The organism is Flavobacterium shii (assembly GCF_025847235.1).
Classification (GTDB): Bacteria; Bacteroidota; Bacteroidia; order Flavobacteriales; family Flavobacteriaceae; genus Flavobacterium; species Flavobacterium shii.
Map to the genome: position 1 here is coordinate 49,499 of NZ_JAOZEW010000025.1, position 24,926 is coordinate 74,424.

General features: G+C 33.8%; 22 protein-coding genes. 15 read left to right on the plus strand and 7 right to left on the minus strand.

The window, feature by feature from the left end:
* Positions 1-110: 110 nt before the first annotated feature.
* The 4 genes from OIU83_RS19915 (at position 111) to OIU83_RS19930 (ending at position 5,699) form a co-directional block, all read left to right on the plus strand.
* Positions 111-638, plus strand: coding sequence for a hypothetical protein (locus OIU83_RS19915; RefSeq protein ID WP_264208019.1), 528 nt, complete (start codon positions 111-113; stop codon positions 636-638).
* A 548-nt stretch (positions 639-1,186) separates the two neighbouring features.
* Positions 1,187-2,923, plus strand: coding sequence for a thiamine pyrophosphate-dependent enzyme (locus OIU83_RS19920; protein WP_264208020.1), 1,737 nt, complete (start codon positions 1,187-1,189; stop codon positions 2,921-2,923).
* 114 nt (positions 2,924-3,037) lie between these two features.
* Entirely contained in the window at positions 3,038-4,291 is a 1,254-nt protein-coding gene (locus OIU83_RS19925; protein WP_264208021.1) for an MFS transporter, read from the plus strand.
* Positions 4,292-4,295: 4 nt separating this feature from the next.
* Complete coding sequence (locus tag OIU83_RS19930; RefSeq protein ID WP_264208022.1) at positions 4,296-5,699, plus strand: hypothetical protein; 1,404 nt, start codon at positions 4,296-4,298, stop codon at positions 5,697-5,699.
* A 23-nt stretch (positions 5,700-5,722) separates the two neighbouring features.
* Here OIU83_RS19930 and OIU83_RS19935 read toward each other — a convergent pair whose 3' ends face one another.
* Positions 5,723-6,433: a hypothetical protein gene (locus OIU83_RS19935; RefSeq protein WP_264208023.1), complete on the minus strand. Its 711-nt coding sequence runs from the start codon at positions 6,431-6,433 to the stop codon at positions 5,723-5,725.
* A gap of 296 nt (positions 6,434-6,729) precedes the next feature.
* Between OIU83_RS19935 and OIU83_RS19940 the strand changes: the two genes are divergently transcribed.
* From OIU83_RS19940 to OIU83_RS19975, 8 genes are all read left to right on the plus strand, one after another.
* Complete coding sequence (locus OIU83_RS19940; RefSeq protein ID WP_264208024.1) at positions 6,730-7,647, plus strand: J domain-containing protein; 918 nt, start codon at positions 6,730-6,732, stop codon at positions 7,645-7,647.
* Positions 7,640-7,945: a chaperone modulator CbpM gene (locus OIU83_RS19945; protein ID WP_264208025.1), complete on the plus strand. Its 306-nt coding sequence runs from the start codon at positions 7,640-7,642 to the stop codon at positions 7,943-7,945. The genes OIU83_RS19940 and OIU83_RS19945 overlap by 8 nt, the downstream gene beginning before the upstream one ends.
* 375 nt (positions 7,946-8,320) lie before the next feature.
* The gene (locus OIU83_RS19950) at positions 8,321-8,707 is read left to right on the plus strand and encodes a RidA family protein (RefSeq protein ID WP_264208026.1); all 387 of its coding nucleotides are present in this window, start codon (positions 8,321-8,323) and stop codon (positions 8,705-8,707) included.
* Between the two features lie 189 nt (positions 8,708-8,896).
* Positions 8,897-10,132 (plus strand): chloride channel protein, encoded by a 1,236-nt coding sequence (locus tag OIU83_RS19955; protein WP_264208027.1) that lies wholly within the window; start codon positions 8,897-8,899, stop codon positions 10,130-10,132.
* 183 nt (positions 10,133-10,315) lie between these two features.
* Positions 10,316-11,320 carry a DHH family phosphoesterase gene (locus OIU83_RS19960; protein WP_264208028.1) on the plus strand — a complete coding sequence of 335 codons (1,005 nt, stop codon included), beginning with the start codon at positions 10,316-10,318 and terminating at the stop codon, positions 11,318-11,320.
* Between the two features lie 5 nt (positions 11,321-11,325).
* On the plus strand, positions 11,326-11,967 hold the full coding sequence (gene gldI, locus OIU83_RS19965) for a gliding motility-associated peptidyl-prolyl isomerase GldI (protein ID WP_264208029.1): 642 nt from the start codon (positions 11,326-11,328) through the stop codon (positions 11,965-11,967).
* 20 nt (positions 11,968-11,987) lie between these two features.
* On the plus strand, positions 11,988-13,082 hold the full coding sequence (locus OIU83_RS19970; protein ID WP_264208030.1) for a peptidylprolyl isomerase: 1,095 nt from the start codon (positions 11,988-11,990) through the stop codon (positions 13,080-13,082).
* Between the two features lie 39 nt (positions 13,083-13,121).
* The gene (locus OIU83_RS19975) at positions 13,122-14,333 is read left to right on the plus strand and encodes a peptidylprolyl isomerase (RefSeq protein WP_264208031.1); all 1,212 of its coding nucleotides are present in this window, start codon (positions 13,122-13,124) and stop codon (positions 14,331-14,333) included.
* A gap of 69 nt (positions 14,334-14,402) precedes the next feature.
* Here OIU83_RS19975 and OIU83_RS19980 read toward each other — a convergent pair whose 3' ends face one another.
* A complete protein-coding gene (locus OIU83_RS19980; protein ID WP_264208032.1) occupies positions 14,403-14,846 on the minus strand; it encodes a hypothetical protein in 444 nt (147 codons plus the stop codon).
* A gap of 289 nt (positions 14,847-15,135) precedes the next feature.
* Between OIU83_RS19980 and OIU83_RS19985 the strand changes: the two genes are divergently transcribed.
* Entirely contained in the window at positions 15,136-15,756 is a 621-nt protein-coding gene (locus OIU83_RS19985) for a M949_RS01915 family surface polysaccharide biosynthesis protein (RefSeq protein WP_264208033.1), read from the plus strand.
* 193 nt (positions 15,757-15,949) lie between these two features.
* Here the strand turns inward: OIU83_RS19985 and OIU83_RS19990 are convergent, their stop codons facing one another.
* The 4 genes from OIU83_RS19990 to OIU83_RS20005 all read right to left on the minus strand — a co-directional run bounded on the left by OIU83_RS19990 (position 15,950) and on the right by OIU83_RS20005 (position 20,993).
* Positions 15,950-16,546, minus strand: a complete 597-nt coding sequence (locus OIU83_RS19990; protein WP_264208034.1) for a GNAT family N-acetyltransferase — start codon at positions 16,544-16,546, stop codon at positions 15,950-15,952.
* Positions 16,547-16,592: 46 nt separating this feature from the next.
* Positions 16,593-16,949 carry a hypothetical protein gene (locus OIU83_RS19995; RefSeq protein ID WP_264208035.1) on the minus strand — a complete coding sequence of 119 codons (357 nt, stop codon included), beginning with the start codon at positions 16,947-16,949 and terminating at the stop codon, positions 16,593-16,595.
* Between the two features lie 175 nt (positions 16,950-17,124).
* On the minus strand, positions 17,125-18,303 hold the full coding sequence (locus tag OIU83_RS20000; protein ID WP_264208036.1) for an AIR synthase related protein: 1,179 nt from the start codon (positions 18,301-18,303) through the stop codon (positions 17,125-17,127).
* Between the two features lie 500 nt (positions 18,304-18,803).
* Positions 18,804-20,993, minus strand: coding sequence for a glutamine synthetase III family protein (locus tag OIU83_RS20005; RefSeq protein WP_264208037.1), 2,190 nt, complete (start codon positions 20,991-20,993; stop codon positions 18,804-18,806).
* 399 nt (positions 20,994-21,392) lie between these two features.
* Here OIU83_RS20005 and OIU83_RS20010 point away from each other — a divergent pair, with 399 nt between their 5' ends.
* Entirely contained in the window at positions 21,393-22,409 is a 1,017-nt protein-coding gene (locus tag OIU83_RS20010) for a glutamine synthetase beta-grasp domain-containing protein (protein ID WP_264208038.1), read from the plus strand.
* A gap of 517 nt (positions 22,410-22,926) precedes the next feature.
* Positions 22,927-23,898: a TerC family protein gene (locus OIU83_RS20015; RefSeq protein WP_264208039.1), complete on the plus strand. Its 972-nt coding sequence runs from the start codon at positions 22,927-22,929 to the stop codon at positions 23,896-23,898.
* A gap of 217 nt (positions 23,899-24,115) precedes the next feature.
* On the opposite strand, the gene OIU83_RS20020 is transcribed toward OIU83_RS20015, so the two are convergent.
* Entirely contained in the window at positions 24,116-24,643 is a 528-nt protein-coding gene (locus OIU83_RS20020) for a hypothetical protein (protein WP_264208040.1), read from the minus strand.
* Positions 24,644-24,926 lie beyond the last annotated feature (283 nt).

Consider the following 24,926-nt stretch of genomic DNA (forward strand, 5'->3'; position numbering starts at 1 on the left):
TAAGGGACTAAGATTCTAAGAGACAAAGAATTTAACTCCAAAAAAAAATAAAAAACCTTAGTACCTTAGCACCTTTAAAACTTAGCACCTTCAAAAAAAAAACATATTCTATGAAATCGAAATTAATTGCCCTTTCACTTTTTTTATTTTTATTTTTAAGCTCATGTAATGCTGTCGATAACTTATTGACTTTTACAATCTCTAATGGAACTTCTATTAAAATAAAAAGTACTTTACCTATCAATTTACCATCAGAAATTAGTACGCCTGATGTAACTACAAATTCTTCAGCTGAATTTGAAAATAACAAAACCAAAGCCAGTTTGGTAAAAGATGTAAAAATAAAATCACTTAAATTAACAATTTCCGACCCAGCAAATAAAAACTTTACGTTTTTAAAATCGATTCATTTATATATCTCAACAACAGATTCTGACGAGATAGAACTAGCTTCTCAGGATAATATTAATGCAGCAACAAATGTGATCGATTTAGTTTGTACCGATGCAAGATTAGATCAATACATTAAAGCCGATAAATATAAAATAAGAACAAAAGTTACCTTGAAAGAAACACTTACACAAGATGTAACAATTAATGCAGACATGAAGTTTAGAGTGACTGCGGATCCATTTTAGAAGAAAGGTTCAAAGTTACAAAGCAATAAAGGTTCAAAGGTTTAAAAGTTTAGTAGCTTTATTCCTTTGAACCTTTTTTAAGCCTTAGAACTTTAGTACCTTTTTTTAAACCTTAAAAAAGCCAAAAGCTCCTTCTTTTTTATTAAATTTATAGGACTAAATTAAATTAACAATACTTCACTCCTAACTAAAAAATAGTTTATGATGATTCTTAAATTAATTACTCCTGAATTCCCCCATCATTCAATAGTACTTCGAACCCTGTTTTTTTTAGCTCAAAAAAATAATATTTTAATTGAAGCTGAATATATAAATCTGTCTTTATACAAGACATAACTATATAGATTTTAAAACAGGCTATTAAATAGCATATACCCTATTTATACAATCTGTATTAGCATTAAAAACTCATTATAAAGTGTGTGATAAACTCTTTTTATTATCCTAACCAAATCCATTTATAAAACTATAATCATCTAAAAATCAAAACAAGCATAATCAGAACCAATATTATACCATTAAAATTATTAATTCTAAAAATATAATCCATGAGTAAGATAGTTGCAGAACAATTAGTAGAAATGTTGGTAGAAGCTGGAGTAAAACGAGTATATGCAGTTACTGGTGATAGTTTAAATCATTTTAATGATGCAATACGCAGAAATGGAAAAATAAAATGGATCCATGTACGTCATGAAGAAGTCGGCGCTTATGCTGCTGCTGCCGAAGCCGAGCTAGATGGCTTTGCTGTTTGTGCCGGAAGTTGTGGCCCCGGACATGTTCATTTAATCAATGGCTTGTATGATGCACACCGCTCGCACGTTCCCTTATTGGCTATAGCCTCCACAATTAATACGAATGAAATGGGAATGGATTATTTCCAGGAAACAAATACAGTTAAGCTTTTTGATGATTGTAGTTGTTATAACCAAATGATTATGACTGCCGAGCAAGCACCTCGAATTATACAAACTGCAATACAACATGCTTTAGGCAAAAAAGGTGTTGCCGTTATCGGATTACCTGGTGATGTTTCTAAATTAAAAGCAGTTGAAAGTATTATATCAACCCAATTTTTCCATTGCAATCCTGTTATCCGCCCTTCTGATCTGGAATTACAGCTATTAGCAAAAGCCATAAATGAGAGCTCAAAAATAACTTTATTTTGCGGAATCGGATCTGAGAAAGCGCATGATCAGGTAGTACAATTATCCCAACATATTAAAGCTCCTGTAGGATATTCTTTCCGTGGTAAAATGAGTATTCAACCCAATAATCCTAACGAAATAGGCATGACAGGTTTGCTCGGACAACCTTCTGCTTATCACAGCATGCATGAATCACATCTTGTACTATTATTAGGAACCGATTTTCCTTATGATAAATTCATGCCTACCGATAATAAAATCATACAAGTAGATACAAGCTCCGAGCGTTTAGGAAGACGAGCCAATCTCTATATGGGATTATGTGGTGATGTAGCCGACACTATAAAGGCTTTGCTACCATTACTTGAAGCCAAAACAGACGATAGTTTTTTACAGGCACAACTAAAATTCTACAGTAGTGTAAAAGAAAACATGAATATCTATATTAACGATAACGGAGGCGAAGACACAATCCAGCCAGAATATCTCGCTCATGTTATTGATAGATTAGCAAATAAAGATGCCATTTTTACAGTAGATACCGGAATGACTTGTGTTTGGGGAGCCCGTTTTATTAAAGGTACTGGAGAACGAAAAATGCTGGGCTCTTTTAATCACGGATCAATGGCAAATGCAATGCCTATGGCCATAGGAGCAGCGCTGTCGCATCCCGAAAAACAGGTTATTGCAATGTGTGGTGATGGAGGTTTATCAATGTTGTTAGGAGATTTGGCTACAATTCACCAATACAACATCCCTATAAAAATTATTGTATTTAATAACCGTGCATTAGGCATGGTAAAACTTGAAATGGAAGTTGATGGCCTACCCGATAATGAAACCAATATGGTAAATCCAGACTTTGGGTTAATTGCTCAGGCAATGGGGTTTATGGGGATAAACGTTCACAAACCCGAAGAAGTTCCCGAAGCACTAGGAAAAGCCTTCCTACATAATGGTCCTGTTTTACTCAATGTCTTTACCAATCCAAATGCCCTGGCAATGCCCCCAAAAGTAGAGTGGGAACAAGTTATAGGCATGACTAAATCAATGACCAAATTAATGCTCGGCGGCAAAATGGAAGAAGTTTTCGATACAATTAAGTTCAATTATAAGCATCTAAAAGAAGGTATATAAACCTACTTGTCTGAACACAAGTTCAAAAAACAAACACGAATTTCACAAACTAAATAAACCATTAAGATTTGTGACCAAACGGTAAATCATCTACCTTAATTAAAAAACAACCTGATGAATGTAAATAATAATAAATCGTATACCAAATATTATGTCATTGCATGGGTATTTGGTTTAGTTTTCTATTTTTTAGATTATGTAATACGTTCCGCTCCCGCAGTAATGATTCCAGAGCTTTCTCATAGTTTTTCTGTAAGTGAAATTCAATTAGTAGCTATTATTGGAACCTATTATTACACCTATTCTACCTGTAGTTTAATTGCCGGAATTGCTCTGGATAAGTTTGGAGCCAAATACTCCTTATTTGCAGGAGCCTTAATTTTAGGAATTGGCTGCTTGTTATTTATGATTTCCAGTCAGTTTACCGGAATAACAGGGCGGCTATTTCAAGGTGCTGGATGTGCCTTTGCATTTCCTGGTTGCGTGTATCTCGCCAGTAAAGGATTTTCGGCAAAATCACTCGCAACTGCAATTGGGTTTACTCAATGTTTAGGAATGCTGGGAGGATCAGCAGGACAGTTCATTGTAGGCCCGTTTATTGAAAAAGGAATGAGCAATACTGTCTTTTGGTTATGGAGTGGAGTTTTTACAATTATAGTTGCCTTTGCCCTTTGGTTTGTAACTCCGGCAAACAAAGTCGAGAAAAAAGAAGAAATCAATAATAAGAAACAAAGCTTACTAAGTCCTTATAAAATTGTTTTTAGCAATCCACAATCATGGTTATGCGGTATTGTTTCAGGATTATTATTCGCTCCTACCACAATATTTGCGATGACATGGGCAGTTGCTTTTTTTCAAAAAGATCGCGCTTTGGACTTTCATACAGCAACGATTGCAAGCGCAATGGTTGCTTTTGGTTGGGTATTTGGTTGTCCTTTATTGGGATATATTACAGACAAAATAAGAAGACGAAAACCGGTTTTAATCTTTGGTGCTTTGCTGATGATTCTAAGCTTAGTTCAGTTATTATATTTTCCCAATGTTCTCCCTGCTAAATTTAGCATGTTTCTATTAGGTGTCGCATCTGGAGCTGCCATGATCCCTTATTCTATAATCAAAGAAGCCAATCCCGATAATGTAAAAGGAAGCGCTACGGGAGCTATAAATTTTATAACTTTTGGAGTAACTACTATTTTAAGTCCCATATTCAGTCACTTATTTGGACAAACACTTCAAGATACTACCAACAAAGCAATCCATTTTCAACAAGCGGGTTCATTTTGGATTATCGGAATCGCTATAGCCATCTTAGTTAGTTTTCTATTAAAAGAAACAGGTCAGGGAAAAGTAATTGCATTAAATAAATAAAGCTATGAAAACAAAAATCAATTCATTAACCGATTTGATGACTGCATTAAATAATAATGTACCTACAAATTTAGAAATACAAACCTCTATACTTTGCCCGTATTCAATCGTGTTACCTGTAGGTTTTAGTATAACTGGAACCAACAAAGAAACTGCTATCATCAGCTTCAATAATAGTGACGGAATTGGATTGACTGCCAATAACGAAATTACCAACCTTACGATTCAAGCGAACCCTAATAATCGGGCAATTTACACCTTAAGCAATCATGAAGATTTGGGAGTTTTGTCTTTACAAAATCTAACCATCACGGGACAAGTACAAATATTAACAAGAGCCGGTACAAATAAAACTAAACTCATTGCCGATACTATTGACATTGTAGCTTGTGATGCTCGCCGATACTCCGAACAACCTCAAAAATATGGTGTAAATGTCTATCAGGGTGCTTTTACGGTTTATAACTTTAATAGTGCTCAGGATAGTGTAATAAATGCTACTTTAACCAACATTAGCTTAGGAAGAAAAGGCGCTCCGGTTATTGGTTCAGGTCTGTTTATATGCGGGTTTGGCGACAATGGAGGTTGGGTAATTGCAGATACAATTACAACAGGAAATATCTATTCTAACGGAATGCTCCCTTATGGACAACCAGATATGATTACTGCTGCTGTCTTTATTGTAAACGGTGTAAAAGTAAAAAACATCACACATAAAGGAGAAACAACTACCTACGGAGTAAATGACATGGTACTAGATACATGGGGAGAAGTTAAAAAATGGATTGCCGAAAAACCTATCACATCCTATGGCCCAAGTGGTATTGGTTTTGTGAATTTTGGCATAGTAAATGAATTTGAAGCCAAAGACAAAATAGAAACTTTTGGTTTAGGCGCCAGAGGTTTTAATCAATATGACGGTACTATTACAAAAGCTACATTTCACTCTATAATCACTCACGGCAATGGTTCTATCGGAATGCAGTTTAGTAAAGCCGTAGGCAATATTGAAGTAAAAAACGGAATTGTAACCAATGGCTCCGAAGGGCAATCTCTTGTAAAAGGAGTACTTATCAAACTTCCTGCAGACGGTATCAGTGTTAAACCAGGAGGCGAGATTAAACAATTAACCGTTTCCGGCAGTATTACTACTTATGGAAATGATGTTCACTCTTACAATGTCGAAGGCGGAATTGTACATGAATTTCATGTTAAAGGAGATATAATCGCCAATGGTAAAGATTCAATAGCTGTAACCGTTAGCAATAAAGGAGAAACTCCTTTGGCAAACATTTCTGCCATTTCAAAAAAAGGTATCGCAGTTCAAATTTCAAATGGAAAAGTAACCAATCGCAACGGACTTGTTGCCACAGGTGAGAAAGGAAACATTATAGAAGATAAAAAATGACCAACTGTTGGTCATTTTTTATCTTACTCTTCTTTAGTAACAACTATTGAGGCTTTAAAACCTGTGTCAAGATTATTCCAATAGTCATGAACAATTACATTTTTATGATCGTCCAATACTTGGATTTCGGCAGTATTACCACCTAGAGTACCTATATTAAGTGCTTCAAATTCCATCTTATTGAATCCTTTGTCAAGCGTAATTCTAATATCTTTAAAATTACTTTCTAAAAATATTTCAGATTGTATAACCTTCTCGTTATTCGATACTTTTACCAAATCACCGTCGATGGCTCCAAAATCTCTAAGCCTTATGATAAAATAATCCGCTTTGGTTTTAAAATCTCCCAGAGAAACATTCTTCCTTAACAAAGTACCTCTGCCCTCTTTTAATCCTTGCTCTTTTAAAGTTTTATCTAAATCTTTCTCCATTCCAGCAACGTATCTATCGCCTGGATTTGCAAATTCATCCGAAGGTGTCATCGAAAAACTTTCTTTTTTCCCTATTTGATACGACGAATTTAATTGCGACTGTGGAGGCGCGATACTGGTGCTATTAAAAACATTTGGAGCTTTAATACTTGGTATATCTGGCGAAATTGTTCCAGACGGTGGAATCTTTTTAGGTTTTACACCAAAAGATGGAGGAATCGGTTTAAATTTAGTATTAAATTCTGCTTGAGCCGTTGCTGCAACTGATGTTATTAGTAGTATAAAAAATAAGATCTGTTTCATTCGGTTATAATATTATGGAGTCAATTTTTTAAATTCAAATAGTATAGCATCGCAAAAATAGCATAATTTAATTGGGCACTACAACTTTAAGAGTTTTATAACAATATATTAGGCTAATTTTTAGATACAAAAAACCCGCCAAAAGATTGAAAACACCAAATTTTAAATGGGTAATCTTAAAAAGATGATTTACGATTTCCCTTTAGATATTTAATATAAAAAATATATCATTTTGATAATTAAGAACTTATTCATAACTTCAATATTTTAATTCACTTTTATTAAAATTCAAACAAATGGATTATATCGACTACTATAAAACATTAGGAATTACGAAATCGGCTACTGAAGCCGAAATCAAAAAAGCATATCGAAAACTAGCTCGTAAATACCATCCAGATTTAAATCCGAATGATAAAGAAGCAGAGCACAAATTCAAAGAAATAAACGAAGCAAACGAAGTTTTAAGCAATCCCGAAAATCGAAAAAAATACGATAAATACGGAAAAGACTGGAAACATGCCGAGGAGTTTGAAAAAGCTGGCTACGACCCTAACCAACAACAACGCTCAAGACAACAACAAAGCAATTCCGATTATTCTGATTACTCTGGAGGCGATTTCTCAGGAAGCGACTTTTCTGATTTCTTCAACTCAATGTACGGCTCGAGAGGCAGCAGTAGAAGTCAAACGAAATACAGAGGACAGGATTTTAATGCCGAATTACAATTAGACCTAACCTCGGCTTATACAACTCACAAGCAAAATCTAACCGTAAATGGCAAAAATATCCGAATTACAATTCCAGCTGGTGTAGAAAATGGACAAATTATAAAAATCCCCGGACATGGCGGACCAGGTGCTAATGGTGGTCCAAATGGAGATTTATACATTACGTTTATAATTGCAAACAATTCCGATTTTAAACGTGAAGGAAATAATCTATACGCCGATGTTGATCTCGATTTATATACTGCTGTTTTAGGAGGCGAAATTTTTGTAAATACTTTAGATGGGAAAGTAAAAATAAAAGTATCCCCGGAAACACAACCCGGAACTAAAGTCAAATTAAAAGGAAAGGGGTTTCCTTTATATAAAAAAGAAAATCAATTTGGAGATTTATACATAACGTACACCATAAAAATCCCCACAAAACTATCCGAAAAAGAAAGACAATTATTCGAAGAATTATCTAAAATAAGAAATCATGAATAGTAAAAATTTAATCCAAATAAAACAATTTTGTATTTATCATGAAATTGAGGATACCTTTATATCTAAGCTCAACAATTATGGTTTGATAGAAATTATTGTTCTGGAAGAAGATCAGTATTTACAACCAGAACAATTGCCTGCTATAGAAAAAATGATCCGATTACATTATGATCTCAAAATTAATTTAGAAGGAATCGATGCCATTGCCCACTTATTAAATAAAATTGAGCTGTTGCAAAAAAACCTTACTACTACACAAAATAAACTTCGCCTTTTTGAACAACATCAAATTGACTAATCTAACTTGCGTAAAACTTTGTGGTTAATTTTTACGCCACAGATTTAAGAGATTAAAAGAATTACAATCTGTTGCCGAAAAAGTTACCCACGAATATCACTAATTGCCACGAATTTAAAAAACTTTGTGTTCTTTGCGTAAATCTTAGTGCCCTTTGCTGTTAATTTTTACGCCACAGATTTAAAAACTTAATATACTTTGTGGTTGATTTCATTCAGAATATCACAAAAACTGATTATTCACAAGGAATTATTAAGTCCATTTTACGGATTTTGTTATGGCTTTTTCATAAATTGCAACACATTAATCTAACTATGAATTGCTTTTTAAAACAACCGAAAAGTAGTTCGAACAACACACTAAAATTATCTTATAATGAAAAGAGAAAACATCTTGACAGGATCTCCATGGGAAGACAAAATGGGATACTGTCGTGCAGTCCGCATTGGGAACATCGTAGAAGTTTCGGGAACTGTTGCGATTGTTGATGGCGACAAAGTAAAAGCCGACGATGCTTACGCACAAACTTTGAACATTCTGGAAAGAGTCGAAAAAGTATTGAAAGACCTGGGAATCGGCATGAAAGACGTTATTAGAACACGTATTTTCACTACTGATATTTCGACTTTTGAATCTGTTGCTGGGGCACATTCTGCTTTTTTTAAAGACATTAAACCAACTACTGGATTTTACGAAATTAGCAAACTTGTAGCTCCGGAATATTTGGTAGAAATAGAATTTACTGCTGTAATTGTAGAATAAAAAACAATATTCCTATCCGTATTTGGATATAATTATAAAAATCAAACACGAATTTACACAAATTTAAAAAAGCTTAACTTAGTTTCCGAAATTAAAACCATCGCCGAATTAGTGCCAATTCGTGTTTAAATTAATCTATTCTTTTGTGCCCATACATTAACATTAAGCACTACTCCACCCTTTACTTTAATGAATTCACAAGATTTAAAAAAAACGATACTTCTCTGTCTCAAATGGATTTTCATTTGTGTCTTGATAGGTATTTTATCAGGATCGGCTTCGGCGTTTTTTTTAATCACATTAGAATTTGTTACCCAATATAGAATCCACCACAACTGGATTATCTGGCTTTTACCTCTCGGCGGATTACTAGTAGGTCTTGGCTATTATTACTTTGGAAAAGAAGTCGTAAAAGGCAACAATTTGCTACTAGAAGAATACGAAAACCCAAAGCAGGTTATTCCGTTAAAAATGGCTCCTTTGGTCTTTTTAGGAACAATCATTACCCATTTATTTGGAGGTTCCGCAGGTCGTGAAGGAACAGCTGTACAAATGGGAGGAGCAATCGCCGATCAATTTACCAGAATCTTTAAACTCGATGATTCAGAGAGAAAAACCTTGATTATTTTAGGAATCAGTGCGGGTTTTGCTTCTGTTTTTGGAACACCATTGGCAGGCGCCATTTTTGCTCTTGAAGTGGTATATTTTAGCAAAATAGACTTAAAAAGTATTTTACTTTCATTTATAGTAGCCTATACTGCCTATTTTACCGTTGAGATCTGGCAGGTAAAACATACACATTATAGTATTCCGATTGTTCCGGAAATTACGGCATCAAACTTATTTTACACTTTAATTTGTGGTGCGTTATTTGGCTTTGCAGCTTTATTATTCTCTCGAAGCACACATTTTTGGGGTTCATTATTCTCAAAAACTATAAAATATCCACCGCTTCGACCTTTTGTTGGCGGAATCATTCTTGCAATTGCTATTGCTGGTTTTGGATTTACAAAATTCTCAGGTCTGGGAGTTCCTACTATTGTTGATTCATTCACAAATACAAATGCATGGTATGATTTCCTGCTTAAAATACTCTTTACCGGATTTACTTTAGGTGCTGGTTTTAAGGGTGGTGAAGTTACGCCATTATTTTTTGTAGGTGCTACTTTTGGCAGTGCATTATCACTTATAGTTCCTATGCCAATTGCCCTTCTTGCCGGAATGGGATTTGTTGCAGTGTTCTCTGGAGCGACCCACACTCCTATTGCCTGCACAATCATGGGGATAGAACTTTTCGGGATTGAAAGCGGAATATTCATTGCTATAGCCTGCGTCATTGCTTATTTATCTTCTGGCTCTGTAGGCATTTACAAGTCTCAAATTGTAAAAGGCGCCAAATATAAATTGTATCAGAAATGGCTGTGATTTAGTTTTTCTTAGTATTCGGTGACAGTCGCAGTAATCAGTTGCAATTTTTAGAAAAAAAACTAAAGTCATCAACTAACAACTATAAACCAATAACTATCAACTAAACCAAGAAGATATAAAACCATGTTAATGTCCAAAATGTTTTCAAGTTTACATTAAAAAAATGTAAATTCGCACACTATGAAAATACAAGACATTCAAGACATAAAGTTGCTGCTTGCAACTCCAAAAAAAATAGCCATAATTCCTCACCGCGGTCCCGACGGGGATGCTATGGGTTCAACCTTAGCTTTATACCACTTTTTATTAAAAAACAATCATGAGCCAACTGTAATTGCTCCAAATGATTTCCCTGACTTCTTAGCTTGGTTACCAGGTTCTGAAACAGTAAAAATATTTGAAAAAGATATAGATAACTGCACCAAAATTCTTGAAGAAGCTCAACTGATTTTTACATTAGATTTTAATGCTTTTCATCGCACAGGAGAAATGGAACATACTTTGGTAAAACTAAAAGCTCCATTTATCATGATCGATCATCATCAAAAACCTGATGATTACGCAGCTTACACCTATTCTGATACTTCATTTGGATCAACTTGCGAAATGGTTTATAACTTCATCTCTTTCTTAGGAAAAAAAGAAGATTTAGACAAAACTATAGCAACTTGTATCTATACAGGAATATTAACCGATTCGGGATCTTTCCGTTTTCCGGGTACAACAGGAAATACACACCGCATTATAGCCGAGCTTATTGATTTGGGTGTAGAAAACACGCAGATTCCAATTTTGCTTTTTGATAATAGTTCCTACAGCCGTTTACAATTACTTGGAAGGGCATTGCAAAACATGAAGATTCTGGACGAACATAGGACTTCTTATACTTCATTGACACAAGCCGAATTAGATTCTTTTAATTATGTAAAAGGAGATACCGAAGGCATTGTAAATTATGGTTTAAGTATGAAAGGTATCGTTTTTACTGCTATATTTATTGAAAATAAAGAAGAGAAAATAATCAAGATTTCGTTCCGTTCACAAGGTGGTTTCGATGTAAATGAATTTGCGAGAACTTACTTTAACGGTGGAGGTCATAGTAATGCTGCTGGAGGAAAATCATTGGATTCAATGGAAGATACATTGAAAAAATTTGAAGATTTAGTAACAAAACTAAAAATATAACTAGTATGAACTATCCTAAAATATTTGTTTCAGCTATTTTGTTGACCGTTTTGGCTTCGAGCTGCAAGCAACATGAAGACGCCAGAAGACCTATTTCTATTTCTTCCGGAACATTCATGAAAAAGTCTGTCGAGCGAAATAAAAAACTCGTAGCCACCGAAGAACAACAAATTAAGGCTGTTATAAAAAACAATCCTAAAATAAAATACATTGCTTCAACAAAAGGATATTGGTATGCTTATGAGAACCAAAATACCACAGATACTATAACTCCTAAAAAAGGAGATGTTGCTTTTTTTGACTATGAAATAAAAGACTTAAAAGGAAATATTATTTATAGCGAAGCAGAGTTGAGACCTCAAACCTATTTTGTAGATAAGCAAGAAATCATGATGGGATTACGCGATGGTATCAAATTAATGCATAAAAACGAAACTGTAACCTTCTTGTTTCCATCTCATATGGCTTATGGTTATCATGGTGATGAAAAACGAATTGGCATCAACCAACCTTTAATCTGTACTGTTACCTTACATAATTTTGTTCCAGAAACAGCTTACAGAAAACAAATGGAGACAAAAGCTCCAAGAACCGAAACTCCGAAACCTACACCCCCACCAATAAAGAAAGATTCATTAAATCAATAAAAACAATTAATATTTTTAAAATGAAAAAAAGCCTCATATTATTATTACTTGCGATTACAACTCTTTACTCTTGTAAAGACGAACACAGCAATCTGCCTGATGGTTTATACGCCGAAATTGAAACCAACAAAGGAAACATTATTGTTGAATTAAATTATCAAAAAGCACCCATAACTGTTGCGAATTTTGTAACACTTGCAGAGGGTAAAAATGAATTTGTTACCAACGAAGCTTTAAAAAAGAAACCTTTCTTTGACGGATTAAAATTTCACAGAGTTATTGAAGATTTTATGATCCAAACTGGAGATCCGTTAGGAACTGGTTCTGGAGATGCAGGATATAAATTTAAAGATGAATTTACCGATTTGAAATTTGATAAAGGTGGTGTTTTGGCAATGGCCAATAACGGACCTGCCACAAACAGCAGCCAGTTTTTTATCACACATGTTGAAACACCTTGGTTAGACGGAAAACACACCATTTTTGGTCATGTTGTAGACAAAGGAATGGAAGTCGTTAACCAAATTAAACAAGATGACTACATCAAGAAAGTAACAATTATCAGAAACGGTGAAGCTGCTAAGAAATTTGACGCTGTAAAAGTATTCCACGATTACTTTTCGGCTGAGTCAAAAGAAAAAAGTGATTTAGATTCTAAATACAAAGGTGTACGTGATGAGAAATTAGCTTATTATGCTGGTTTAAGAGGTAAAGTTACAAAAACAACTTCGGGATTAGAATACGTTATTACTGAAAAAGGTAAAGGTAAAAAACCTGCTGCCGGAGCACAAGTATTCATAAATTATGCTGGTTTCCTTGAAGACGGAACGTTATTCGATACTAGTATTGAAAGTGTAGCTAAAACTTTTGGAAAATTTGATGCTGCCAGAGCCGAAGCGAAACAATACAACCCAATTCCTTTTCAAGCTGGTAGAAAAGACGGTATGATTCCTGGTTTTATCGAGGGCATCGAAAACCTTTCTTTTGGAGATAAAGCAGTACTTTTCATTCCTGCACATTTAGCTTACGGATCTACAGGTGCAGGAGGTGTAATCCCACCAAATGCAAATATTATATTTGAAGTTGAGTTACTAGAAAAAATGCCACAACAATAAGTTTATATTAAAAATTAACAGATTTTAAATTAGAATCAGATGAAATTAAAAATTCTATTTTTATTTTGCTTAGGAATGCTTAACCTACAAGCACAGACTAAAAAGCCTGTTCCAGGCAAAAAAACAGGCATCACTAAAGTTGCTACAAAACCCGCTGTAAACGAAGGTATCTTTGCTACAATTACAACCAAAAAAGGTGATATTGTATTACTGCTTGAATACGTAAAAGCTCCAATTACTGTCGCTAATTTTGTGTCATTGGCAGAAGGAACAAATCCTTATGTAACTGTTGAGAGATTAAAAGGAAAACCATTTTTTGATGGATTAAAATTCCACAGAGTTATCAATGATTTCATGATTCAAGGTGGAGATCCAGATGGAAATGGCTCTGGAGGTCCTGGATATGCTTTTAAAGATGAATTTGTATCTGATCTTAGATTTGATAAAGGTGGAATTCTAGCAATGGCAAATTCTGGTCCAACAACCAACGGAAGTCAGTTTTTTATTACTCATAAAGAGACACCTTGGTTAAATGACAAACACACTATCTTTGGACACGTTGTTCAAGGTATGGATGTTGTTAACCTAATTCTTCAAGACGATGTAATGCTTAAAGTTACTATTACCCGTAAAGGAGCTATGGCAAAAAAGTTTGATGCACCAAAAGTATTTGCTGCTTATTACGATAATAAAGCTGAAGATGCTAAAAAACAAGCATTAATTGATGCCGAAAAGAACAAACAAGCACAAGCTGCTGCTCTTGAGCAAGAACGCATATACAAAGAAAAATACGCTACTGTAATTGCTGCAAAAAAAGCCTATTTTGACACTGCAAAAGCTACAGCAACAACTACTCCATCTGGTTTAGCTTACAAAATAATCCAAAAAGGTACAGGAGTAAAACCTGCAGATGGTTCTACTTTCTATTTCCACTATGCTGGTTATTTTGAAGACGGAACTCTTTTTGACAGTAGCTTCGAGGAAGTAGCAAAAACTTACGGAAAACATGATGCAAACCGTGCTGCTCAAGGAGGATATCAAGCATTTCCTTTCCAAGCTGGTAAAAAAGACGGTATGATTCCTGGATTTATCGAAGGCTTAGATCTTATGACTTATGGTGAGAAAGCGGTATTCTTCCTTCCATCTAAATTAGCTTATGGAGAAAGAGGTGCTGGTGGAGTAATTCCTCCAAACGCAACACTTATTTTTGAATTGGAAATCTACAAAGAGCAACCAACTCCTAAACAATAGTTCCTCTTAATATAGAGCATAAAAAAAACCGATAGTTACACAACTATCGGTTTTTTTTATGCTCTAATTTTATTTCTTAGTTGGAAATTTCCAATCGAATTCATCTTTACTATTGATGATTGCACCAATTTCGAATTTTACTACTTCTTCAAATTCTGTTTGAAAGATTATCCAGTTTTCTTCGTTAAAGTAATTCTCGAAAGTATCAAACTCTTCTTGTGTAAATTTTGTAATTTCTTTGGTTGCCAAATCTTTTTTTACATCTGAAATTTTTCTTCCTATGATTTTAAAACCAAAGATTTCCAAATCTGGACTTGATGCAACTGCATAACCCAATCTTAAATCTTCTTCCTGATAAAATGTCAATCTTATTTTAAGCTTGTTGTAAGCAAAAATCACATTATCATCTTCGTCTTTGTAGTTTCTATCTGGTTTGCCATAAATAGCTGTAACGTCGTTCTGTTTCATACCGAACAACAGCTTGTCTATTCCGTTTTTTGGATTTATTTTCATGTGTCTCTTTCTATTGATTTAAAAAGGCAAATTTCGCAAAGTTTTTTACAAACTGCATTATGTTTCTATTTTAATTACAATAAAAATGGAAACCATTTAGAGATTAAGGTTAATTAAGTTTAAAAATAGAATGTGAATCAATTATGGAACACAGTGAAGCGAATTAAACAGTTTTAATCCCGTTATATTAAGTTTCAAATTAATCGCCACGATATACCGTATTTACTCTCTATGCTTTTAATGAAGTTAAAAAATCAATATCTTTGGCTACTCAAAAAGTATTGAACTCATGAAAAATTTCATTCTATTATTATTTTTCTCTTATTCTGTAATTAGCTTTTCACAATCGGTTCAAAGCAAAATTCTAACAAAATCTGAAATAACCGAACGAGACTTAGATGGTGGTAAATTCCCAATTTTCAGAGCCTACGAATATCAGGATAAAGGTGGTGTTTATGAATTGATCCTTAGTGAAAACCAAAAAGTTATTTCGCCTAAAGATACTTTGAATACCAGAATCGAAGCAATTTGCTATTTAAATGATCATGGTGGTTATATTGAAAAATGGAAAATAAATGATTTAGTTGAAAGTGCCGAAGTAGAAGAAACTACTATTTGGTTTTGGACAAAATATTGCAGCACGCAAGATTTAGATGACGATGGATATGTAGACCCTGTAATTGTTTATGGTACAAAAACTGATGATGACAACTTAAGACGAATTAAAATCATCACTATTTATAAAGGCAAAAAATACGCTATACGCGCTGTTGAGTGCGATTTAGACTATTGCAGAAGCTTTAAAAAAGATAAAAACTGGAATTTATTACCTCAAAAAATAAAAATTCACATCGATCAATTACTTGCCAAAATTAGAAAAGAACAACATATATTATTGAAAGATGGTTAGAAACAAGTTTTAATTATTTTTTACCGCAGATTTAATGAGCATAGATTGTAAAAAAGTTAGTCACTAATTTTCACTAATTCATTTATTAGCAAAAAATTAGATAGAATTTCGATTAAGCAGATCTAAAAATTCACTTAAACCTTAGCCAATCTTTGCGCTTAATTTTTTTAGTGAATTATAAAGAACGTTTTTATTATAGTTTTTGTCTCAGGTTTTCTTTTACCTCATCGAACCATTCTTCTCTCAAAATGCTTAAAATAATAGAATCCCGACGTACTTCACTACCAAAAGTAGGCATGTGATTACGCAAAACACCTTCGACTTTGCAACCGATGCTTTTCATGGCTGCTATGCTTCGTTGGTTATTATTATCGGCACGGAATTCTACTCGTTCCATTCCCATAGTTTCGAATGCGTATTGTAATAATAAGAATTTACAATGCTTATTTAATCCTGTTCCTCTAAAGGCCAAACCATACCAGGTATATCCTAATTGCAAGGTTTTAAAAGACAGTTGCATATCGTAAAAACGAGTACTTCCTGCGTATTTTCCTGATTTTTTATCAAATACTATGAAGGGAAATTCAATTTTCTTTTCTCTTGCTTTTAGAGCAATATCTATATAATTCTCTAGGTTTTCTTTTCCGTTGGCACGAATTAACGAATATTCCCAAGTATTAGGTTCGTTGATAGAAATCTCTAATAAATTCTCGACATCGGTTTTTTGTAAAGGACGTAACAAAACTAAATCGTCTTCGAGTACTATATTTTCAGAAAAATTGAAATCCATTTTATTTAAAAAAATTAATTTTATAATCTATTCAAAACTCTTTTTATTATTCGCTCATTTCGTCATAACGCTCTGGAACTTGTGGATCATATAGCGAACATTTGAATTCCTCTAAAGCGCTTACTAATATATCCATTGTTTTCCCTTCGGTTCCATAACAATCGATTTTAATACTTTGCGGCGTAGTAATTACTTGGAAAGCTCCTTTACCATCGTTATTTTTCCAGCTGTTATCATCGACTTTTTCCCATTTGGAAAACAATGAACTTATTCGGTTTAGGATTACAGCAACAGGAAGCTGCTCCAAACCTTCCACTTCTTGTTCTTCGACAAGTGCCTCGTAAACTTCATGGTGATTTAAATAAATCCCCTCTAGATATTTCCAAAAAACTAATTCGTACATAATAAAGTGGTTTTTAGCCCCGATAGTAGCAGCATCCTTTTTCTGGCTTCTTTAGCTGGGAAAAGATATAGCGAATAGCGGGATTAGCTCCTGAAAAGCTAATTATTTTAATGATATTTTAAACACGAATTTCACGAATTATTTAGTAACAATTCGTAAAATTCGTGTTAGTTTTTTAATATTTGAATGTACCGTATTCGCTAGTAATTGTTAGTTTCTTATCATCTGCTGCCTCTACTCTTCCTACGATTTGCGCATCGACATTGTATGATTTTGAAATTGCAATTATATCCTGTGCAATCGCTTCTGGGACGTATAATTCCATACGGTGACCGCAATTAAATACCTGATACATTTCTTTCCAATCGGTTTTGGATTGTTCCTGAATAAGTTGAAACAATGGTGGAACTGGAAATAAATTATCTTTTATAATGTGCAAATTCTGTACAAAATGAAGGATTTTTGTTTGCGCTCCTCCACTACAATGTACCATTCCATGAATTTCGTCTGACGTATATTTATCTAATATATTCTTGATAATCGGCGCGTAAGTTCTTGTTGGCGAAAGTACCAATTGTCCTGCATCGATTGGGCTATTCTCGACTGCATCGGTAAGTTTTACTTGCCCTGAATAAATTAATTCTTCGGGAACTGCTGCATCAAAACTTTCCGGATATTTGGTCGCCAGGTATTTCCCGAAAACATCATGACGTGCTGATGTTAATCCGTTGCTTCCCATTCCGCCATTATAACTTTTTTCGTAAGTTGCCTGACCAAATGAAGCCAAACCAACGATTACGTCTCCAGCCTTGATATTGGCATTATCTATAACTTTTGAACGTTTCATGCGAGCCGTTACGGTAGAATCTACGATTATGGTACGAACGATATCGCCAACATCGGCAGTTTCTCCTCCGGTTGAATGGATGGTCACGCCAAAAGTGTCTAACTCTTTTATTAATTCTTCGGTTCCGTTGATGATTGCTGAAATTACTTCGACTGGAATAAGGTTTTTATTTCTTCCGATTGTTGATGAAAGCAAGATATTATCGGTTGCTCCTACACACAATAAATCATCAATGTTCATGATTAATGCATCTTGTGCAATGCCTTTCCATACCGATAAATCACCTGTTTCTTTCCAGTACATATAGGCCAAAGATGATTTTGTACCCGCACCATCGGCATGCATAATCAAGCAATAATCCTGATCTTGGGTTAAATAGTCTGGAACAATTTTACAGAATGCTTGTGGAAACAATCCTTTATCAATATTTTTTATGGCGTTGTGTACGTCTTCTTTGGATGCCGAAACACCTCTTTGTGCGTACCTTTTGCTAGAATCTGAACTCATGAAATTAGTTTGTGTTGTTGATGTTGTGCAAAGATAACCAGTTTTTTTAATTGTCGTGTTTATAGATTGTCTGAAACAGAAAAAAATCCGATAAGTTTGAGATTCTTATCGGATTTTCAGAAAAAAGTGTTTGGAAATCTAGATCCATACCATGGTATTTCCACTCGGGCATTGATGCGTTTTGAAATAATTAAATAATTCGTACTCTATAGGAACTAATACGACAAAATTTATCTAGACAAGAATAAATCAACCAACTTTAGTTATGAGCCTGACAGTAATTCATACACTCCTATACTCACATAAACTACTGATTAACAGAACTATCATAGCTAATGTACGAATTTTATCAATACTTATTTTTTTTTTAGACCAAAAACTATTAACACCTAATGGATAATTATTATAATTAGTTATAGTCAACTTTTTTTAGAATCAGGCAACTCTATAAAAATAAAGGTCTGGTAAATACCAGACCTTCATATAGTAGTTAATAACTTTTATTTTGTAAACAGTAACTCTCTGTATTTAGTTAATGTCCAGATTTCGTTATCTACAAGTAACTCTAGTTTATCGCAGTGATTTCTAATATCCTCAAAATAAGGCTTCACTTTATTACAGTAAGCTTCAGCCATTTCTTGCGCATCTGTCAAGTGATTTGCTTTCTTTCTTTCATTGGTCATCGCTTCTACTTTAGAATTGATTCCTTCGATATGTCCAGAAATTTCTTTAATCAATACAATTTGCTCTTTTGCAGTAGTAAGGAAATCATCTCCAAAGATTTCTTTCAATCCTTTTACATTTTCTATCAATGTATTTTGGTAACGAATAGCAGTAGGAATAACATGATTTTTAGAAATATCTCCTAAAACTCTACCTTCTATTTGAATTTTCTTAGTGTACTCTTCCAATTCGATTTCGTAACGTGCCTCAACCTCAATATGGTTCATAATTCCCATTTCTGAGAATAAATCCAATGCTTGTTTAGATGCTCTTGCTTTTAATGCTTCAGGAGTTGTTTTATGATTACTCAAACCTCTTTTACCAGCTTCGATTTCCCATGCTTCGCTATATCCATCTCCTTCAAAAAGGATTTTTTTAGAAACTTTAATATACTCTCTTAAAACATTAAAGATCGCATCGTCTTTCTTCATGTCTTTTAATTCGATCAAAGCATCAACTTCTACTTTAAAGTCTTTTAATTGTTTTGCTACAATTGTGTTAAGCGTAGTCATTGAGTTGGCACAGTTTGCAGATGAACCAACTGCTCTAAACTCAAATTTATTACCCGTAAAGGCAAATGGTGAAGTTCTGTTTCTGTCGGTATTGTCCAAAAGTACGTCTGGAATTTTACCTACTACATTTAGTTTTAAGTCTGTTTTTTCTTCTGGAGATAATTTTCCAGAAGTTACACCTTCTAATTCTGCCAGAACCTTTGTTAATTGCTCTCCAATAAACACAGAAATAATTGCTGGTGGCGCTTCATTTGCTCCTAATCGGTGATCATTACTTGCTGTTGCAATTGCTGCTCTTAATAATTCTTCATAATCATTAACTGCTTTAATTGTATTGATAAAGAAAGTTAAGAATTGTAAATTACTCATTGGGGTTTTGCTTGGACTTAACAAGTTTACACCTGTATCTGTTGCCAATGACCAGTTGTTGTGTTTACCTGATCCATTAACTCCTTTAAATGGTTTTTCGTGAAATAATACTTTAAAATCGTGGCGTTCACCCACTTTTTGCATTACATCCATTAATAAACAATTATGGTCTACTGCCAAATTTGTCTCTTCGAAAATAGGAGCCAACTCAAACTGATTTGGCGCTACTTCATTATGACGTGTTTTTACTGGTATACCTAATAACATACATTCTTGCTCCAAATCTCTCATATATAGTAATGCACGAGTAGGAATTGAACCAAAATAATGATCGTCTAATTGTTGTCCTTTGGCGGAGGTATGCCCCAGCAAAGTTCTTCCTGTCATCATAAGATCAGGACGAGATTCGGCTAGAGACCTGTCTATAAGAAAATATTCCTGCTCCCAACCAAGTGTTGCAGTAACTTTCTTTACGTTTTTATCAAAATATTTACAAATATCTGTTGCTGCATCATCAATTGCAGATAATGCTCTTAATAATGGAATTTTATTATCTAATGCTTCTCCTGTATAAGAAATAAAAACAGTAGGTATACATAAAGTAGTTCCAAAAATAAATGCTGGAGATGTAGGATCCCAAGCTGTATATCCTCTTGCTTCGAATGTATTTCTTATTCCTCCATTTGGAAAACTCGAAGCATCTGGTTCTTGTTGTACCAATTGTGCTCCACCAAATTTCTCTACTGGATCACTACCATCATAAGATGTTTCGAAAAAAGCATCATGCTTTTCTGCAGTTGTTCCTGTTAATGGCTGAAACCAGTGTGTATAATGAGTAACCCCTTTTGAGAGTGCCCATTCTTTCATACCCATTGCGATATAATCGGCCAATTTTCTGTCTATCTTAGTTCCATGCTGAACCGCTCCTTGTACTCCTTTAAATGCATCCGAAGTCAAATACTGCTTCATTGCTTTATCGTTAAATACATTCGAACCAAAAATGATTGATTTTCTGTCGGTTTCTTCAAACTGAACAGGCTTTCTTGTTGATGCTTCTTTTAAAGCTTGAAAACGTAATGTTGACATGCAGACAAATTTTAAGTTATTAATTGAATTTTAAAATAAAGAGCAAATATAATAATAAATCCCCTCTTTTATAACCCGCTTCGTCCCTTTTATGGAAACAATTGAAACTACACCCCCATATTTTCGAAGTAATTTAACAAAACCCCATATTTTTTAGCATTAATAACACAATTTAATAATGACTAAATAACGCTCATTCGAAAAAAAACAGCCTATAATTGCGGAATTATTTTTTATCCCCCTCTAAAATTGCCTTTTTTTAATTTTACAATGCAAAAATTGAGCTTATGAGAAAAATAACAATGCCTTAAATAAAAATCACCCCCATTTTTTTAGCAATAAAAAATTAAATATATATTTGACCCAACAAAAAAATCAAAAAAATTAATTTATATTATTATGGCTAAAATAAAGTTAGAGTACATTTGGTTAGATGGATATGAACCGACTCAAAATCTTAGAAGCAAAACTAAAGTTGAAGAACATGAAAACTTCAAAGGAACACTAGAAGAACTTGGAAACTGGTCATTTGATGGTTCATCGACAAAACAAGCTGAAGGAGGTTCTTCGGACTGTTTATTAGTTCCTGTTGCAATTTACCCAGATCCAACTCGTATTAATGGATACTTAGTAATGTCTGAGGTTATGTATGCTGATGGAACTCCACATCCTTCTAACGGTAGAGCTACAATTGATGATGATAATGATGATTTTTGGTTTGGATTCGAACAAGAGTATTTCATCATGGATACTAAAACTTTATTGCCATTAGGCTTCCCTGTTGGAGGATATCCTGCTCCACAAGGTATGTACTACTGCTCTGTAGGTGGAAAAAATACTCACGGAAGAAAATTAGTAGAGGAACACGCTGATTTATGTATCGCTGCCGGTATTAACTTTGAAGGTATTAACCAAGAGGTTGCTTGCGGACAATGGGAATTTCAATTATTTGCTAAAGGAGCCAAAAAAGCAGGTGATGAAATCTGGATTGCAAGATATTTATTAGATCGTTTAACAGAGAAATATGGTTACTATATCGAGTATCACCCAAAACCACTTGGAGATACAGATTGGAATGGATCTGGAATGCATGCTAACTTCTCTAACGAAGTTTTAAGAACATGTGGAGACCAAGCTACTTACGAAAGAATCTGTGAAGCTTTCCGTCCTGTAACTGCTGAGCATATTGCTGTTTACGGTGCTTACAATGATTTACGTTTAACTGGTAAGCATGAAACTGCTTCTATTCATGATTTCTCTTACGGTATTTCTGACAGAGGAGCATCTATAAGAATTCCATTAATTACTGTACAAAAAGGTTGGAAAGGATGGTTGGAAGACAGAAGACCAGCATCTAACGGTGACCCATATAAAATTGCTGCAAGAATTATCACAACTGTTAAGTCAGCATTGTAAATTCCATAGCTTTATAAAATACAAAAGTGCCCCATATATATGTAGGCACTTTTTTTTGTTTTTTCAACTATTAAGATAGTAAGGTTCAGCTTAGACTTCCTTAATCTCTTAATAAGAAAAATCACTTCTTTAATGTTTAAAAAAGTAACCTGATAATTTTTATAGAGTATATACTCATTCTTTTTTTAATTGTTTATTGGATACTCTCTCAAACTTGTCCCTGCATTATCGAGCTACTTGTGAGGACTCTTCTCCCGAAGTTTCGGGACGCTCAGCATGACAAAATTGGAGAAAAACTTTGCGAACTCTTCTCTATCAATTTTTCTTGCCACAGATTAAAAACTTTGCGCTCTTTGCGTTCCATCAATCGATACTATTTAAACCCTAATTCTTTAATGCTAAAAAGCTTTAAACCTTAAACATTAAACTCTTTTCACTTTCCCCACATTTCACCAAAATAAGTTTCCAAGTCTAAAACCAAAAACTATCTTTGTAGTTCATTAAAATAACATAATTTATGATTGTCTGGATTCTCTTTTTGGTAGTGGTAATGCTTATCCTAGCACTTGACCTTGGTGTATTCAATAAAACACCACATATTATAAGTACAAAGGAAGCCAGCAAATGGACACTTATATGGGTAAGTACTTCATTTTTGTTTTCTGGAGTAATATATTGGTTGTACACTACCAATTATATAGAAAACCCCGATGGTTTGAAACCAACAGCTGCAGCTATAAAATTCATCACAGGTTACTTAATAGAACTATCTCTAAGTGTCGATAATATCTTTGTGATTGCTATTATTTTTGCTTCATTCAAAATCCCGCAAAAATACCAACACCGCGTTTTATTCTGGGGAATCCTTGGTGCTATCGTGTTTAGAGGTATTATGATATTCTTTGGTGTAATGCTTATTAACAAATTTACCTGGACAACTTACTTATTTGGTGCATTCTTGCTTTTCACAGCAATAAAAATGTTATTCTCCAAAGACGATGAGGATTTTCATCCAAAAGACTCTTTTGTATATAAAGCCTTAGGTAAAATCATGCCTATTACGTCTGAAACAGATGGAGAAAAGTTCTTTATACCAACTTCCAAAGGAAAAGCTGCCACACCATTATTTGTAGCCCTAATTGTAATCGAGGTAATGGATGTATTATTTGCTGTAGATAGTGTTCCTGCAATCCTTGCCATAACATCAGATCCGTTTTTAGTATTCAGCTCTAATATATTTGCTATCCTTGGATTACGTTCTATGTATTTCTTCCTTGCTAATATGTTGGCAAAATTCAGCCACTTAGAATATAGCTTAATTGCAATTTTAAGCTTTGTAGGTCTTAAAATGTTACTACACGATTTTATCGAAATCCCAGAATGGGCTTCACTAGCCTTCATCGGACTTTCGCTTGCTGTAGGAATCATTGTTTCTTTACAACTAAGTAAAAATAAAGTAGACGAAAAAGTTTCTGAACCAGAGAATTAGTATTTCATCATACTAATTTGCAACGAGAAAATGGAACGCGATCCCGAAGCCTCGGGACAGATTCGCTAAAGCGAAATCACAGATTAAAACGTTTTTTTTCGAACCATTAAGGGGTTACGGTTTATTAAGAATAGAAGTTTAATTCTTTCTTAATATCTCAACTTACAGTAGTTAACACAAAAAAAAGGGAATCTTACGATTCCCTTTTTTTGTTATATTAATTTAATCTTTTAACATTACTATCATCAATATTATATTTCTTGATAACAGCATCGTAATCTAAGTAATCCGCCTTATTAACTGATTTTTTAGTATTAAATCCATCATCAGCAGGAACGATTACAATACGAAATGTTTGATTAGTTCTCAAATTATTTGGAATAGTATTCAATTCAAAACCATCAACATATATCTCAAAATCATCTTGACTAAAATTAAATTTATATGTAAAAAATAAAGTACCATCAGTATAATAATGAGATTCTGGAATTGGACTCCAAACATCACGGTTATTCCCTGTAACACCGGTTAATCTATAAATTAAAACCACATCACCTGAAAGAATTGAAGTCTTAAATCTTTGTACAATCCCATTTCCATTTGCATCAAAAGCAACATTATTTACCTCAAAAACTTGTGGCAATGGAGTATCAAATCCTGGAGGTCCCATTGGCCCTTCTGGCCCTTCACAACTCGAAAATGCAACTAATCCTATAATCGCAAAAAGTGTAATTATCTTTTTCATGTTTTTTATTTTTTAAGATTTTTCTATATAAAGGTATTCCAAAAATTAAACCAAAAAAAATAAATAGGGATGATTTCTTTAAAAAAAAATAAAATTCATCTTAAAAAACATAAAAAAAACAACTCAATTCCCCCCTTATCTCATTAGCTTCCAATACTAAAGAAAAACACACAAAACAATATTCTTTTGCCACAGATTAAAATAATTAAAAAGATTCCTTCATCAATATTTTATCAATGTAAATGCAACCAAAAATTAAATCCGTTTAATCTGCGTTATCTGC

Coding starts and splice junctions, on each gene's coding strand:
- OIU83_RS19915 (WP_264208019.1), top strand. CDS start 111: ATGAAATCGAAATTAATTGCCCTTTCACTTTTTTTATTTTTATTTTTA.
- OIU83_RS19920 (WP_264208020.1), top strand. CDS start 1,187: ATGAGTAAGATAGTTGCAGAACAATTAGTAGAAATGTTGGTAGAAGCT.
- OIU83_RS19925 (WP_264208021.1), top strand. CDS start 3,038: ATGAATGTAAATAATAATAAATCGTATACCAAATATTATGTCATTGCA.
- OIU83_RS19930 (WP_264208022.1), top strand. CDS start 4,296: ATGAAAACAAAAATCAATTCATTAACCGATTTGATGACTGCATTAAAT.
- OIU83_RS19935 (WP_264208023.1), bottom strand. CDS start 6,433: ATGAAACAGATCTTATTTTTTATACTACTAATAACATCAGTTGCAGCA.
- OIU83_RS19940 (WP_264208024.1), top strand. CDS start 6,730: ATGGATTATATCGACTACTATAAAACATTAGGAATTACGAAATCGGCT.
- OIU83_RS19945 (WP_264208025.1), top strand. CDS start 7,640: ATGAATAGTAAAAATTTAATCCAAATAAAACAATTTTGTATTTATCAT.
- OIU83_RS19950 (WP_264208026.1), top strand. CDS start 8,321: ATGAAAAGAGAAAACATCTTGACAGGATCTCCATGGGAAGACAAAATG.
- OIU83_RS19955 (WP_264208027.1), top strand. CDS start 8,897: ATGAATTCACAAGATTTAAAAAAAACGATACTTCTCTGTCTCAAATGG.
- OIU83_RS19960 (WP_264208028.1), top strand. CDS start 10,316: ATGAAAATACAAGACATTCAAGACATAAAGTTGCTGCTTGCAACTCCA.
- gldI (WP_264208029.1), top strand. CDS start 11,326: ATGAACTATCCTAAAATATTTGTTTCAGCTATTTTGTTGACCGTTTTG.
- OIU83_RS19970 (WP_264208030.1), top strand. CDS start 11,988: ATGAAAAAAAGCCTCATATTATTATTACTTGCGATTACAACTCTTTAC.
- OIU83_RS19975 (WP_264208031.1), top strand. CDS start 13,122: ATGAAATTAAAAATTCTATTTTTATTTTGCTTAGGAATGCTTAACCTA.
- OIU83_RS19980 (WP_264208032.1), bottom strand. CDS start 14,846: ATGAAAATAAATCCAAAAAACGGAATAGACAAGCTGTTGTTCGGTATG.
- OIU83_RS19985 (WP_264208033.1), top strand. CDS start 15,136: ATGAAAAATTTCATTCTATTATTATTTTTCTCTTATTCTGTAATTAGC.
- OIU83_RS19990 (WP_264208034.1), bottom strand. CDS start 16,546: ATGGATTTCAATTTTTCTGAAAATATAGTACTCGAAGACGATTTAGTT.
- OIU83_RS19995 (WP_264208035.1), bottom strand. CDS start 16,949: ATGTACGAATTAGTTTTTTGGAAATATCTAGAGGGGATTTATTTAAAT.
- OIU83_RS20000 (WP_264208036.1), bottom strand. CDS start 18,303: ATGAGTTCAGATTCTAGCAAAAGGTACGCACAAAGAGGTGTTTCGGCA.
- OIU83_RS20005 (WP_264208037.1), bottom strand. CDS start 20,993: ATGTCAACATTACGTTTTCAAGCTTTAAAAGAAGCATCAACAAGAAAG.
- OIU83_RS20010 (WP_264208038.1), top strand. CDS start 21,393: ATGGCTAAAATAAAGTTAGAGTACATTTGGTTAGATGGATATGAACCG.
- OIU83_RS20015 (WP_264208039.1), top strand. CDS start 22,927: ATGATTGTCTGGATTCTCTTTTTGGTAGTGGTAATGCTTATCCTAGCA.
- OIU83_RS20020 (WP_264208040.1), bottom strand. CDS start 24,643: ATGAAAAAGATAATTACACTTTTTGCGATTATAGGATTAGTTGCATTT.